Consider the following 12893-nt stretch of genomic DNA (forward strand, 5'->3'; position numbering starts at 1 on the left):
GCGTGGAATGCGTTGGTTGCAGAAAAAGACAAACTCTGTTCGCTGGTGGCTTGTGAATGGGCTTTATTATAGATTATTTATTTTAAATGGTATTACGCCGCCTTTGGGCGGCTAATCGTACCTACGGCTTGCTGTTAGTGTGGCATGCGTACGATTACGCTTTGCTTTGTAAAGCTAATCGTACCTACGCAGTTTAATAGCTTGAATTAATGGTGAGACCGTCGTAGGCGGGGGCGATGCCGGGCGGGCAGGCGGCGAGCAATTCTTCGTAGCCCAGCGCGTGGGTCATGTGAATCAGCCAGGTGTGGCGGGCGCCGATTTGCTCGGCATAATCGCAGGCTTGATCGAAGCTTAAGTGGCTGGGGTAGGGGCGCGGGCTTAAGCAGTCGATAAACAAATGATCCAAGCCTTGCAGAGCGGCAATTTGGGCGCTGCTGATGTGGTTGATGTCGGTGAGCCAGGCGATGTTTGCGATGCGGTAGGCGGTGGTGTGCCAATGGCCGTGCGGCATTTGGAAGTGTTGCAGCGGCGCGCCGTTGAGCGTGAGGCTGTCGGTGAGCGGGCGCGCTTCGAGCACGGGGCGGTTCCAGTGGCTGCCGGGCGGGAAAAAGGCGTAGTCGAAGCGCTCGCTGATGTTGGCCAGGGTGGCGGCACTGCCGTAAATCGGTATGCTGCCTTGCTGCTTGTAGCAAAAGCCGCGCAAATCATCAATGCCGTTGAGGTGGTCGGCGTGCGGGTGGGTGTAGAGCACGCCGTCGATGCGCGGCAGCTGCTCGCGCAGGGCTTGGCTGCGGAAATCGGGGCCGGTGTCGATTTGCCAGCCTTGGCCGCCGATATCGAGCCAGGCGCTGCAACGGCTGCGGCGGTTTTTCGGGTGGGGGCTGGTGCACACGGGGCAGGTGCAGCCGATGGCGGGGGTGCCGGAGGAGCTGCCGCAGCCGAGCACGGTCAGGCGGATATGGGGCATAATGTGTGGGTATTGTTTTGTGGGTTGTTTTACGGGAGAGGCCGTCTGAAACGGCACAGCACAAGTGGGTTATTATAGCTTATTAGGGTCTGTTCACATTTCATCACGCGACAATATTTTGGCTCAAAACGCGCCTGCTGCGTTGAAAATGCTCGCAAGGTGTTCAACCTTGCTGTGCTTTTCGCCTTGCAGCCACGCTTTTGCGCTCAAAATCTTACTCGCGGATGAATTGTGAACAGACCCTAGAAGGGAAAAGATGTTGCGCGCGCCGGTTGATTAAAATGCCGTCTGAATTTTCAGACGGCATTTTGAATTTGCCTTGCGGGCTCGGCGCGTTAAGCGGTTTCTACATGCAGGCGCACGTCGATATTGCCGCGGGTGGCGTTGGAATAGGGGCAAACTTGGTGGGCGGCTTCAATCAGCTGCTGCGCTTGCTCGGTGCTGAGCCCTTGGGTGCGCACGGTGATGTCGGCATCGAGCTTGTAGCCGCCTTCGGGGGTTTGGCCGATGCCGATGGCCACTGAAGTGTGGCTGCCGGCCAGCGGCAATTTCAGTTTTTTGGCGGTCAGCTCCAGGGCGCTGTCGAAGCAGGCGGCATAGCCCAGGGCAAACAATTGCTCGGGGTTGGCGCCGCTTTTGCCGGAGCCTGGCACAACCAAATCAAAGGCGAGGCTGCCGTCGTCAAGCGCAGTGTGGCCGGAGCGGCCGCCGGTGGCGGTGGCGCGGGTGGTGTAGAAGATTTTCATGCTTGCATCCTTGTGAGGTTTTGAGGGAGGCAGGTTGCCGGAGCACAGTTTCAGACGGCCTGCTATGCGTTACTTTAATGCAAAACAAATGTATTGTTTGTTGCGGCAGGGTTAAATTTTGTTATACATGTTTGTATGTATATTTAAAGGCCGTCTGAACGATTTTCAGGGTTCAGACGGCCTTTAAATTAAGTGCCCTTTCAATAAAGCAAATTTACGAGGCGGTGCAGCGCAGACTGTATGGCAAAGCGACACAACGCAGTAAGATGGTTTTTTGATGGATACCGATGCTGCTTAATCCCACTCGGGCGCCAAGCCTTCGGGGCTCACTTCGCGGCCGTTGCGCTCAAGCGCATCGATGCGCTGCATGTCGGCATCGGTGAGGGCGAGCTGCTGCGCTTTGAGGTTGCTGATGAGGTTTTCGCGCTTGGTGGATGAGGGAATCACGGCATAGCCTTTGTGCAGCGCCCAAGCCAATGCCACTTGGGCGCTGGTGGCTTGGTGGGCGCGGGCGATGTCGAGCAGGGTTGGGTCTTGCAGCACTTTGCCGTAGGCCAAAGTCATGTAGGAGGTGACACGGATAGCTTGGGCTTGCAGAAAGTCCACCAATTTTCTGTTTTGCAGATAGGGGCTCAATTCAATTTGGTTGGTGGCGATTTCGCCGCTGCCCACCACCTCGATTGCTTCGCGGGTTTGTGCGATATTGAAGTTGGACACGCCGATCAGGCGGGTGAGCCCTTGGGCTTTCGTTTCGGCGAGCGCGCCCATAAAATCGGCCAAAGCCACGCCGTTGCCGGGGGCGGGCCAGTGAATCAGGGTGAGGTCCACGGCATCGGTGCGCAATTTGTGCAGGCTCTCTTTGAGGCTGTCGGCCAGTTTGCTCGGGCTGTAGTTGTCGACCCAGATTTTGGTGGTGAGGAAAAGCTCGCTGCGCGGCACACCGCTCTCGGCAATGGCTTGCCCCACTTCGGCTTCGTTGCCGTAGATTTGGGCGGTGTCGATGGCGCGGTAGCCCACATCGAGCGCGTTTTTCACCGAATCGATCACGGTTTGGCCGCTTAAGCGGAAAGTGCCCACGCCAAAGGCGGGTAAGGTGTTGGTGTTCATATCAAGCTCCTGAATATAAAGGTTTTGAAAAATAAAGGTTTTCAAAGGCAGGCCGTCTGAAAGGCGGCCTGTGCAACAGCATCAGTTTAAAAATCAATCGTTGTTCAAGCAAGGGGTGACGGCTGCTTTTTTGCCGCTGCGGCTGCCATGCATCGATAGCGCGGTGGCCAGCGCCAGCAGCAGGGCACCTGCCCAAGCGGTGTGGATCAGGCCGCTGTGTGCCACAATCCAGCCGCCCAGCGCTGCGCCGAAGGTAATGCCGAGATTAAAAGCAGCGATGTTGAGACCGGAAGCCACTTCCACCGCTTGCGGCGCGTCTTTTTCGGCTTGCTGCACCACCATTAATTGCAGCGGCGGCACGGTGGCAAAGCTGGTTAAGCCCAGCAGCACGGTGCTGAACACCACCGCCACCGGATGCGCGGCGGTAAACAGAAACGACAGCAGCACCAAAGCCTGGGCGGCAAACAGAATATTCAGTGCGGTGCGCACACCGGCGCGGTCGGCCAGGCGGGCGCCGAGAATATTGCCGGTGGCCACCGCGATGCCGTAGGCAACCAACATCAGGCTCACCGCATCGTTACTGAAGCCGCTCAATTCCTGCAAAATGGGCGCCAGAAAGGTGAAGAGCACAAAAGTGCCGCCATAGCCGATCACGGTGAGCGCATACACCAACCACAAGCGCGGCGAAGTGAGCACGGCCAATTGCTGCGCACGGGTGGCCGGCGCACCTTGCTGCAAGCGGCTCGGGATAAACAGCAGGCTGCCGATAAAGGCGGCCACGCCCAATGAAGACACAATCAGAAAAGTGGTTTGCCAGCCCCAATGTTGGCCGATAAACGTGCCCAGCGGCACACCGGTAACCAGCGCCACGGTGAGGCCGGTAAACATCATCGCAATCGCACGCGCGGCTTTTTCTTTAGCCACAAGCTGGGTGGCGATGGTGGCGCCGATAGAGAAAAACACCCCGTGCGCCAGGCCGGTAACGATGCGTGCAATCAGCAAAGTGGCGAAGCTTGTGGCCTGCCAGGCCAAGAGATTGCCCAGCACAAAAACCGCCATCAACATCAACAACACATTTTTGCGCGGCCAGCGGGCGGTGGCCGCCGTGAGCAGCGGCGCGCTAAGCGCCACCGATAAAGCATAAAGGCTCACCGCCAAGCCGGCCGAGGGCAGCGTGATGCCCAAATCGGCGGCAATGGTGGGCAAGAGCCCCACAATCACAAATTCGGTGGTGCCGATGGCAAACGCACCGAGCATCAAAGCAAATAAAGCAGGAGGCATCATCATTTTTCCTTTCATCATAAGCAGGCCGTCTGAAAAAAACCGGGCTGGAAAATGCATCACAGGCGGCATTATGCTGCTTTTACATTTTCAGAAAAATAGGATAATCTGCAAATGATTTTTACAGAAAGTGCAAAAATGAAATTGGATTTAGAGGCATTGAATATTTTCGTGCAAATCGTGGAAAGCGGCTCGATCAGCGGCGCCGCGCAGCGGCTGGATATGCCCGTGTCGGCCGTGAGCCGCAGCTTGAGCCGGCTCGAGCAGCATTTGGGCCTCACCTTGTTGCAACGCAGCACCCGTCGCATGGAAATCACCGACGAAGGCCGCCTTCTATTGGCGCAGGCGCACAAAATACTCGATGAAGTGCGCCTCACCGAAGAGCGGCTGGCGCTGAGGCGCGCGCAAATCGGCGGTGTGTTGCGCATCAACACTTCGGTGCCGGTGATGCTGCATGTGCTCTCGCCGCTGTTGGCCGATTTTTGCGCCCAATATCCGCAAATCGAAATCGAGTTGGGCAGCAACGATCATTTGATTGATTTGATTGAAGAGCGCACCGATGTGGCGCTGCGCATCGGCCGCTTGCAAGATTCCGCCATGCACGCGCGCCTGCTCGGCCACACCGCCATCCGCATCCTGGCCGCGCCCGCTTATCTGGCGCAACACGGCACGCCGCAAAGCGCCGCCGATTTGGCGCAACACCGCCTGCTCGGTTTCACCGCCCCCACCACGCTCAACCAATGGCCGCTGCCCGACGGCCGCGGCGGCCTGCTGGAAATCAGCCCCGCCGTGCGCGCTTCCAGCGGAGAAACCCTGCGCCATCTGGCGCTGGCCGGCAACGGTATTGTGTGTTTGTCGGATTTGATGACGTTTACCGACCGCGAAAGCGGCGCGCTGGTGCCGCTTTTGGAACACGAGCGCGAGCATGTCAGCCAGCCGCTTTATGCCGTGTATTACCGCCACCGCACGCTTTTGGCACGCACCGCGGTGTTTATCGATTTTTTGGCGCAGCAAGTGGCGCAGATGCCGTGGTATCGTGCGCAGGCTTGATGTTGACGGGGTAAAAAAGACAGCGCCGTAGGTGCGATTAGCGCAGCGTAATCGTACGCATGCATATTGCACGCTATCGACTTTAAGTTGATTGAAACCCTCGCAGGCCGTCTGAAACTTGGTTATTCAGACGGCCTGTTTGGTGTTGGGTGTGCGGCAGGTTTCATGCGTACGATTACGCTTTGCTTTGGCAAAGCTAATCGTACCTACGCTGTTTCAGACGGCCTGTTTGGCTTTGGGTGCGCGGCAGTGCCGTAGGTACGATTAGCCGTGAAACGGCGTAATCGTACGCATGCATATTGCACGATATCGACTTTAAGTTGATGAAAACCTCGCAGGCCGTCTGAAACTTGGGTGTTCAGACGGCCTGTTTGGTGTTGGGTGTGCGGCAGGTTTCATGCGTACGATTACGCTTTGCTTTGGCAAAGCTAATCGTACCTACGCTGTTTCAGACGGCTTGTTTGGCTTTGGGTGTTCGGTGAGTTTCATGCGTACGATTACGCTGCGCTAATCGTACCTACTTGCTACGCATTGATTGTGAACAGACCCTCAATCATTAATTAAGCGGGGCGCGGCACTTTGTTGAACAGGGCATAGAAATTGTCGGTGGTGGTGCGGGCGGTGTTTTCCAAGGTGTCGCCGCGCAGGGCGGCCACGAATTCGGCGGTGTGGCGCACATAGGCCGGCTCGTTTTGGCGGCCGCGCTTGGGCACGGGCGCGAGATAAGGGGCGTCGGTTTCCACCAAGATGCGGTCGGCGGGCACATATTTGGCCGCTTCTTGAATATCGGCGGCGTTTTTGAAGGTGACGATGCCGGAAAAAGAAATGTAAAAGCCCAAATCAAGCGCCATGCGCGCCACGCGCACATTTTCGGTGAAGCAGTGGATCACGCCGGCGTGGGCGCGGCCTTCGCGCAGCATGGCCATGGTGTCGTCGGCGGCATCGCGGGTGTGCACAATCAGCGGCAGGCCGCTTTGGTTGGCTGCTTCGATGTGCTCGGCGAAGCGGCGCTGCTGCCAAGCCAAATCGCCTTTGCACCAATGGTAATCGAGGCCGGTTTCGCCTATGCCCACCACTTTGGGGTGGGCGGCATGGGCGCACATTTCGGCGATGCTGAATTCTTTGGCGTCTTCACGGTCGGGGTGCACGCCCACGCTGGCGTAGATATTGTCGTGCGCTTGGGCAATGGCGAGCACTTCTTCGAAGCTTTCGCGGCTCACGCTGATGGCCAGCGCCTGCGCCACTTGGTTTGCCGCCATATTGGCAAGCACTTCGGGCAGGCGCTCGGCGAGGCCTTCGAAATTCAAATGGCAATGTGAATCAATCAGTTGCATGGGCGGCTTCGGCTCAGAGGGTGAAGGTGGTGCGGTCGTTTTTCAGCAGGCTGCCCAATTCGGCTTCAATTTGGCTTTTGGTTTGGGCGCTGATTTCATCGTTGGAAAAGGCCAAGCCGATGCCTTTGGGGCGGTTGGCCGAGGTGCGGGCGGGGTTGATCCAGGCCACTTGGGTGCGCAGGAATTTTTTGTCGGGATGCTCGGCTAATTCCAGCGCCAGCAGCACTTCGTCGCCGAGCGAGAATGCATCGTCGGTGGGCACAAACAGGCCGCCGTGCTCGAAAAAAGCCATATAGCTGTTGTAGAGCAGGTGTTTGTCTTTCAATTGCAGCGCCATCATGCGGCCGGGCAGGTTGTCGGTTTTGTTCATTTGAGTGGCCTTTATTTGTTTTGCCAGAAGGTAAGATAGTCGATCAAAATGCGTTCAAGCTGCATTTTAACATTCAAGGTGTGGTGGCCGTAAGGGGCTAATGCAGATAAGCTGCCAAGCAGGGCAAAAAGTGCGGCGGCATCGGTTTGGACGGCTACTTTGTGCAGAGCCGAGGCGTGGGCGGGGTAATAGAGCGGCGGCATTTGGCGGGCGCTCAGGCCGATATCGAGCAGCCATTTGTGCAGCCAGTCGAGAAACACGGCCAGCGGCCATTTTTGTTTGTCGAAGGCGGCGGCATAGTCGAGTATGCCCAACAGGCGCGGCGCGGCCAATAATTCGAGCAGCTCGCGGCGTAAGGCGTCTTGCTCGGGCGCGGGCTCGAAAAGGGGTGCGCCGCTGTGAAAAGCCAGCAGCGCTTCGGCATCGGCCATGCCGCGTGTGTGCAGAAATTGCAGTGCTTCTTCGCGGCCGGGTGGGCTTAAGAGCATTTGGCGGCAGCGGCTTTTGATGGTGGGCAAAAGCTTGTCGCGCGCATGGGTGACCAAAATAAACACCACATCGGCCGGCGGCTCTTCCAGCACTTTGAGCAAGCCGTTGGCCGCTTGCAGATTCATGCTTTCAGCCGGGTGCACCAGCACCACGCGCCGGCCGCCGCGCACGGATGTGAGCTGGATATCGTTGATGAGGGCACGCACGGCGTCGATTTTGATTTGCAGCAGCTTGCGCCCCACGGCTTCGCCTTCGGGGATTTCGGGCGTGAGTTCGTAAAAATCGGGATGGCTTTGCTGGGCAAACAAATGGCATGAGGGGCATTGGCCGCAAGGCTCGTGGCGGCTTTTCGGTGTTTCACACAGCAAAGCCTGCGCCAAGTGGCGGGCAAATGCGGTTTTGCCGGTGTTTTGTTTGCCGGTGAAAAGCCAGGCATTGGGCTGCTGCTGCCAGTGTTCGGCCAGCTTTTGCCATTGGGCGGCGTGCCAAGGGTAAATCATGCGGGTATCGTTATCAAAATGAAGTGGCGTTTATTATACAAGGCTTGAGGCCGTCTGAAAGATTTTCAGACGGCCTCTTTCAATTACGCTGGCTTTTGGAAATGGCGGCTCAATGCTTCTTCCACCGATTGGCGCACCAAAGCCAAATCGCGGTTGCTGTCGATGAGTGCATAGCGCTCGGGCGCGGCGGCGGCGCGGCTCAGATAGGCATCGCGCACGCGGGTGAAAAAGGCGGCTTCTTCCTGCTCGAAGCGGTCTTTTTCGCGCGCCTGCGCAATGCGGCTCATGGATACTTCCAGCGGCACATCCAAAAGCAAGGTTAAATCGGGGCGCAGGCTGCCTTGCACCCAGTTTTCCAGCGTTTCGATGTCGGCAAATGGCACGCCGCGCCCGCCGCCCTGGTAGGCAAAAGTGGCATCGGTGAAGCGGTCGGACACCACATGCACGCCGCTTTTGAGCGCGGGCAGTATCACGTTTTCGATGTGTTGTTGGCGCGCGGCAAACATCAGCAGCGTTTCGGTGCGCAAGCCCGCTTGGGTGGCGGGGTTGAGCAGGATTTCGCGCAAGGCTTCGCCCAAAGGCGTGCCGCCGGGCTCGCGGGTGAACAGCACCGGCAGGCGGCGCTTGTCAAACCAATTCCGAATCACGTTAAGATTGGTGGATTTGCCGGCGCCGTCGATGCCGTCGAGGGTGATGAATTGTGCTTGCATAAGGCTTCCGTGTGGGCAAACGGCGCTGGGCGCGGTTGGTTGGAAAGATAAAAACGGATTATAACGAAATAGGCCGTCTGAAAAAATGTTTTCAGACGGCCTATTGAATTGTGCCTGCCAATCGGGCTTATTCGCGCTTTAAAATATATTTGCGCACGGCGGCGTTGTGTTCATCAAGGTTGTGGCTGAACTGGCTCAAGCCCGTGCCGTCCATTTTCGACACGAAATAAAGGTATTTTTCGGCTGAAGGATGGGCGGCGGCTTCGAGCGCGGCGCGGCCGGGCAGGGCGATGGGCGTGGGGGTGAGGCCGGTGCGGGTGTAGGTGTTGTAGGGGGTGTCGCGCTGCAAATCGGCTTTGCGGATGCGGCCTTGATAGCGGCTGCCCATGCCGTAAATCACGGTGGGGTCGGTTTGCAGGCGCATGCCGATATTGAGGCGGTTGACGAATACGGCGGCCACATGGCGGCGGTCGGCTTCGTGGCCGGTTTCTTTTTCTACGAGGCTGGCCATAATCAGCAATTCATACGGGTTTTGATAGGGCAGGCCGCTTTGGCGCTCGTCCCACGCGGCGTGCAGACGCTGCTGCATGGTGCGGTAGGCGAGGCGGTAGAGCTGCAAATCGCTGCTGTCGGCATCGATTTCGTAGCTGTCGGGGAAAAACAGCCCTTCGGGGTTGCTGCTCGGGGCATCGGGTGCGATGGCTTGCAGCAATTTTTCATTGCTCCAGCCGCGGGTGTCGTGGCGGATGTCGGCGGTGTTGTCGATGATATTGCGCATTTGTGCAAAACGCATGCCTTCGATAATGCGCACGGTAACGGTGTCGGGGTGGCCGCCGCGCAGGCGCTGCAAAATCTGCCATGCCGATACGTTTGCGGGCAGGCGGTAAGTGCCGCTGTGCAATTGGTTGTGCGCGCCCATCAGGTAGGCGGTGGCCAGCAGCACATGGCGGCTGTAGATGATCTTGTCGTCATCAAGCTTGCGGCTCACGGCGGAAATACCTTGGCCTTGTTCTACTTTCATGCGGTAGGCGGCGGGATTGCTTTTGGGGATAAACAACAAGGCAGCCCAAGCGGCAGCCAGCAATATCAGCACAATCAGCAGCCATTTAATGGTTTTTTTCAGCATGGTGTGTTCTTTAAAGTGTGATGTGGTTTTAGGGTTTGATTGAAGCGAAATCTGCTGCGTTTTTATTTGTGTTTGCCGCTTTGTTTCACAATCAGTTTGGAGCGGGCCGGATAATCAGGCTTCTTCGTTGTGTTTCAGGTTGGGAAAAGTGCTGAGGCCGTCTGAATATTCGGCGGCGGCAAGCGCTTGTGCGGCTTGCTGCACGGTTTCGGGCATCAGCTTGTTGAGGCAGTCGGTGTGGCCGAGCGGGCATTCGCGCTGAAAGCAGGGCGAGCAATCGAGGTTGAGGCTCACGATTTGGGCGCGGCTGCTCAAGGGCGGAGTGTGGTCGGGGCTGGAGGAGCCATACACGGCCACGAGCTTTCTGCCCAGCGCGGCGGCCAGGTGCATCAGGCCGCTGTCGTTGCACACCACGGTGTCGGCGCAGGCGAGCAAATCGATGGCTTCGGATAAGCTGGTTTGGCCGCATAAATTGATGCACAGGCCGTCTGAAAGGGTGTTGATTTCTTCGGCGATGCTGAAATCTTTTTGTGAGCCAAACAGCCAAACCTGCCAGCCTTGAGCGGCATAGCGGCGGGCGAGCGCGGCAAAATGGCGCGGCGGCCAGCGTTTGGCGGGGCCGTATTCTGCGCCGGGGCAGAAAGCGAGCACGGGCTTAGCGGTGTTGAGGCCGTGGCGGGCAAGCGCGGCGGCCTGGCTTTGCGGGTTGATTTGAAAGCGCGGCCGGCCGGAATAGCCGTTGAATTCGGCCTGAGTGGGGTGCGCCAGCGCGGTGTAGCGGTCGACCATCAAGGGCAGCGCGGCTTTGTCGAGCTTGCGGATGTCGTTGAGCAGAAGATAGCGTGATTCGCCCACATAGCCGGTGCGCTGCCGGATGCCGCTGGCGGCGGCGATAATGGCCGATTTGAGCGAGCCGGGCAGCACAATCACCTGATCATAGCCGCGCTTGCCCAATTGGCGGCCGAGCTGCCAGCGCTTTTTCAAATCGAGCGCGCCGTGGCCGAAAGGGTTTTCCAGAATGCCGCTTATTTCGGGCATGCGTTCAAACACCGCCATCGACCATTTGGGCGCGAGCACATCAATGGTGCAGCCGGGGTGCAAATCTTGCAGACGGCGGTAGAGCGGCTGCGTCATCACGCAATCGCCTATCCAGCTGGGGGAAATGATGAGGATTTTTTTCGACATGGCAAGGTGGGCTGTGGGGTTTGGTTGTTATTGTAATGCCAAACCCAAAAGTCCACCTAACGGCGTTGGTTTGGCTGGCTTTTTCTCATCAACAATCAGGTGTGGCTCAGGCTGTTGCACCGAAATGCGCGAGGCCGTCTGAACGCTTTTCAGACGGCCTGCTGTTCATCATTCATCCGCGAGTAAGCTTTTGAGCCGACATTGCCGCGTGATGAAATGTGAACAGAAACCGGGCCTTAATCGGTTTCGATATAAGCCGTTTTCCTGCCTTTGCGGGTGAGCGTGGCGGCGGCATCCTGCACATGCCAGCGGGTGTCGGGGTTGGCATATTCGGCGCCTTTGGCCCACGATTGCACTTGGGTGAGGGTTTCAACCGTGCCGCCCTGATGCAGCTCTACGGTAATCGGGCGGTTGCTGTTGATATACACAGCCTTGATGCGCTCGCTGCCTTTGGCGGCTTTGTAGTCGATGGTGTAGGTTTGTGTTTCGGCCACCACCGGCGCAGGTGCCGTCGGGCGCACGGCTTTTTGCGAGCCGCAGGCGGCCAGCGCGAAAATCAGCAGAAGCGGGGCGGTGCGTTTCATGCAGATACCCTCCTGCTCAATGATGGCCGGCTTCGCCTTCGAGCCGGTAAACTGCGCCGCAATAAGGGCATTCGATGCTGCTGTTGGATTCGATCGGCAGAAACACGCGCGGGTGGCCGTTCCAGGTTTCGTTTTGCGGGCCGGCGCAATGCAGCGGCAAATCGTGCGGGGTGATAACGATGGTGTCTTGCTTGAGTTCGCTCATGGTTTATCCTTTATATTCCATTCTGTTTGATAGACGGTATTGTGTTTATTTTGCGGCATAGGCCGTCTGAATGTTTTCAGACGGCCTATGCCGGGTTTGTTCACTATTTATCTTGCTTGCGGATGAATGGTGAACAAATCGGCCGATTATTTCACGTAAGTCAGCCAGTGGCGGTAGGCCGGATTTTTGCCTTCCACGATATCGAAATAGCGCTGTTGGATTTCGGTGGTGATGGGGCCGCGCTCGCCGATACCGATTTCGCGGTTGTCGATTTCGCGGATGGGGGTGACTTCCGCTGCGGTGCCGGTGAAAAACACTTCGTCTGCGGCGTAAAGCTCGTCGCGGGTGATGCGCTTTTCAATCACCGGCAAGCCCATTTCTTCGGCGATGGCAATCACGCTCTTGCGGGTGATGCCGTCGAGCGCCACATCGAGCGCGGGGGTGTAGAGCCTGCCTTCGTTTACCACGAAAATGTTTTCGCCCGAGCCTTCGGCCACATAGCCTTGCGCATCGAGCAAAATGGCTTCGTCGTAGCCGTCGCGGGTGGCTTCGGTGTTGGCCAGAATCGAATTCAGATAGTTGCCGTTGGCTTTGGCTTTAATCATGTGGATATTAGGGTGGTGGCGGGTGAAGCTGCTCACGCGCACGCGGATGCCGCGCTTCATGCCCTCTTCGCCCAAGTAGGCGCCCCAAGGCCAGGCGGCCAGAATCACTTGCACATCATCGGCCTGCGGCGCCACGCCGAGCTTGGCCGCGCCATAATAAGCCATCGGGCGGAAATAGCACGAATGCAGATTGTTGGCTTTCACCACATCGATGTGCGCTTGGTTGATTTCGTCTTGCGTGTAGGGCAGCTTCATGCCAAGGATTTTGGCCGAGTTAAACAGGCGCTTGGTGTGCTCTTGCAGGCGGAAAATCGCCGGGCCTTCGGCGGTTTCATAAGCGCGCACGCCTTCAAACACGCCCATGCCGTAGTGCAGGGTGTGGGTGAGCACGTGGGTTTTGGCGTCGCGCCATTCTATTAGTTGGCCGTTGAACCAGATTTTGCCGTCGCGGTCGTCCATAGGTAATGCCATGATTTGCTTTCTTTCGATAATGTGATGCGGTTGTGCGGGTGCTTCTGCGCGCGGCTGCGTTGTGCGCGGCGTGATGCATGCGGCAGGGCGGGTGGCTGCCGCAGCTGCGGACGGGAAGCGGAAAAATGTTTTTATTATACCTGTTTTTTATTTTGCTGCGCGT

The 12893-nt window shown here is 57.7% G+C and carries 14 protein-coding genes; 1 reads left to right on the forward strand and 13 read right to left on the reverse strand.

Annotated elements, in window-relative coordinates; all coding sequences use genetic code 11:
• Window positions 1-193: 193 nt before the first annotated feature.
• From EV680_RS07930 to EV680_RS07945, 4 genes are all read right to left on the reverse strand, one after another.
• The gene (locus EV680_RS07930) at window positions 194-967 is read right to left on the reverse strand and encodes an MBL fold metallo-hydrolase (RefSeq protein ID WP_132954214.1); all 774 of its coding nucleotides are present in this window, start codon (window positions 965-967) and stop codon (window positions 194-196) included.
• 335 nt (window positions 968-1302) lie between these two features.
• Window positions 1303-1713 (reverse strand): organic hydroperoxide resistance protein, encoded by a 411-nt coding sequence (locus EV680_RS07935; protein ID WP_132954215.1) that lies wholly within the window; start codon window positions 1711-1713, stop codon window positions 1303-1305.
• 294 nt (window positions 1714-2007) lie between these two features.
• Window positions 2008-2820, reverse strand: a complete 813-nt coding sequence (gene dkgB / locus EV680_RS07940) for a 2,5-didehydrogluconate reductase DkgB (protein WP_132954216.1) — start codon at window positions 2818-2820, stop codon at window positions 2008-2010.
• 93 nt (window positions 2821-2913) lie between these two features.
• The gene (locus EV680_RS07945) at window positions 2914-4122 is read right to left on the reverse strand and encodes an MFS transporter (protein ID WP_341539397.1); all 1209 of its coding nucleotides are present in this window, start codon (window positions 4120-4122) and stop codon (window positions 2914-2916) included.
• A gap of 117 nt (window positions 4123-4239) precedes the next feature.
• On the opposite strand from EV680_RS07945, the gene EV680_RS07950 reads away from it, so the two are divergent.
• Entirely contained in the window at window positions 4240-5151 is a 912-nt protein-coding gene (locus tag EV680_RS07950) for a LysR family transcriptional regulator (RefSeq protein ID WP_132954217.1), read from the forward strand.
• Window positions 5152-5711: 560 nt separating this feature from the next.
• Here the strand turns inward: EV680_RS07950 and EV680_RS07955 are convergent.
• The 9 genes from EV680_RS07955 to EV680_RS07995 form a co-directional block, all read right to left on the reverse strand.
• Window positions 5712-6485, reverse strand: coding sequence for a TatD family hydrolase (locus EV680_RS07955; RefSeq protein WP_132954218.1), 774 nt, complete (start codon window positions 6483-6485; stop codon window positions 5712-5714).
• Between the two features lie 13 nt (window positions 6486-6498).
• Window positions 6499-6855, reverse strand: a complete 357-nt coding sequence (locus tag EV680_RS07960) for a PilZ domain-containing protein (protein WP_132954219.1) — start codon at window positions 6853-6855, stop codon at window positions 6499-6501.
• A gap of 11 nt (window positions 6856-6866) precedes the next feature.
• Window positions 6867-7844: a DNA polymerase III subunit delta' gene (locus tag EV680_RS07965; RefSeq protein WP_132954220.1), complete on the reverse strand. Its 978-nt coding sequence runs from the start codon at window positions 7842-7844 to the stop codon at window positions 6867-6869.
• 83 nt (window positions 7845-7927) lie between these two features.
• Complete coding sequence (gene tmk / locus EV680_RS07970) at window positions 7928-8554, reverse strand: dTMP kinase (protein ID WP_132954221.1); 627 nt, start codon at window positions 8552-8554, stop codon at window positions 7928-7930.
• A gap of 127 nt (window positions 8555-8681) precedes the next feature.
• On the reverse strand, window positions 8682-9680 hold the full coding sequence (gene mltG / locus EV680_RS07975; protein WP_132954222.1) for an endolytic transglycosylase MltG: 999 nt from the start codon (window positions 9678-9680) through the stop codon (window positions 8682-8684).
• 114 nt (window positions 9681-9794) lie between these two features.
• Window positions 9795-10865 carry a lipopolysaccharide heptosyltransferase II gene (waaF, locus tag EV680_RS07980; RefSeq protein WP_132954223.1) on the reverse strand — a complete coding sequence of 357 codons (1071 nt, stop codon included), beginning with the start codon at window positions 10863-10865 and terminating at the stop codon, window positions 9795-9797.
• A 236-nt stretch (window positions 10866-11101) separates the two neighbouring features.
• The gene (locus tag EV680_RS07985) at window positions 11102-11449 is read right to left on the reverse strand and encodes a hypothetical protein (protein WP_132954224.1); all 348 of its coding nucleotides are present in this window, start codon (window positions 11447-11449) and stop codon (window positions 11102-11104) included.
• 16 nt (window positions 11450-11465) lie between these two features.
• Window positions 11466-11654, reverse strand: coding sequence for a zinc-finger domain-containing protein (locus tag EV680_RS07990; RefSeq protein ID WP_132954225.1), 189 nt, complete (start codon window positions 11652-11654; stop codon window positions 11466-11468).
• A 146-nt stretch (window positions 11655-11800) separates the two neighbouring features.
• The gene (locus EV680_RS07995; protein WP_132954226.1) at window positions 11801-12730 is read right to left on the reverse strand and encodes a branched-chain amino acid transaminase; all 930 of its coding nucleotides are present in this window, start codon (window positions 12728-12730) and stop codon (window positions 11801-11803) included.
• Between the last annotated feature and the right edge of the window lie 163 nt (window positions 12731-12893).

Source organism: Uruburuella suis (assembly GCF_004341385.1).
Classification (GTDB): Bacteria; Pseudomonadota; Gammaproteobacteria; order Burkholderiales; family Neisseriaceae; genus Neisseria; species Neisseria suis.

What these genes read in the sequence shown, in the direction of transcription:
- EV680_RS07955 (WP_132954218.1), bottom strand. Translation starts at nt 6,485, where the DNA reads ATGCAACTGATTGATTCACATTGCCATTTGAATTTCGAAGGCCTCGCC.
- tmk (WP_132954221.1), bottom strand. Translation starts at nt 8,554, where the DNA reads ATGCAAGCACAATTCATCACCCTCGACGGCATCGACGGCGCCGGCAAA.
- EV680_RS07935 (WP_132954215.1), bottom strand. Translation starts at nt 1,713, where the DNA reads ATGAAAATCTTCTACACCACCCGCGCCACCGCCACCGGCGGCCGCTCC.
- mltG (WP_132954222.1), bottom strand. Translation starts at nt 9,680, where the DNA reads ATGCTGAAAAAAACCATTAAATGGCTGCTGATTGTGCTGATATTGCTG.
- EV680_RS07985 (WP_132954224.1), bottom strand. Translation starts at nt 11,449, where the DNA reads ATGAAACGCACCGCCCCGCTTCTGCTGATTTTCGCGCTGGCCGCCTGC.
- EV680_RS07950 (WP_132954217.1), top strand. Translation starts at nt 4,240, where the DNA reads ATGAAATTGGATTTAGAGGCATTGAATATTTTCGTGCAAATCGTGGAA.
- EV680_RS07965 (WP_132954220.1), bottom strand. Translation starts at nt 7,844, where the DNA reads ATGATTTACCCTTGGCACGCCGCCCAATGGCAAAAGCTGGCCGAACAC.
- dkgB (WP_132954216.1), bottom strand. Translation starts at nt 2,820, where the DNA reads ATGAACACCAACACCTTACCCGCCTTTGGCGTGGGCACTTTCCGCTTA.
- EV680_RS07960 (WP_132954219.1), bottom strand. Translation starts at nt 6,855, where the DNA reads ATGAACAAAACCGACAACCTGCCCGGCCGCATGATGGCGCTGCAATTG.
- EV680_RS07945 (WP_341539397.1), bottom strand. Translation starts at nt 4,122, where the DNA reads ATGATGAAAGGAAAAATGATGATGCCTCCTGCTTTATTTGCTTTGATG.
- EV680_RS07990 (WP_132954225.1), bottom strand. Translation starts at nt 11,654, where the DNA reads ATGAGCGAACTCAAGCAAGACACCATCGTTATCACCCCGCACGATTTG.
- EV680_RS07995 (WP_132954226.1), bottom strand. Translation starts at nt 12,730, where the DNA reads ATGGCATTACCTATGGACGACCGCGACGGCAAAATCTGGTTCAACGGC.
- waaF (WP_132954223.1), bottom strand. Translation starts at nt 10,865, where the DNA reads ATGTCGAAAAAAATCCTCATCATTTCCCCCAGCTGGATAGGCGATTGC.
- EV680_RS07930 (WP_132954214.1), bottom strand. Translation starts at nt 967, where the DNA reads ATGCCCCATATCCGCCTGACCGTGCTCGGCTGCGGCAGCTCCTCCGGC.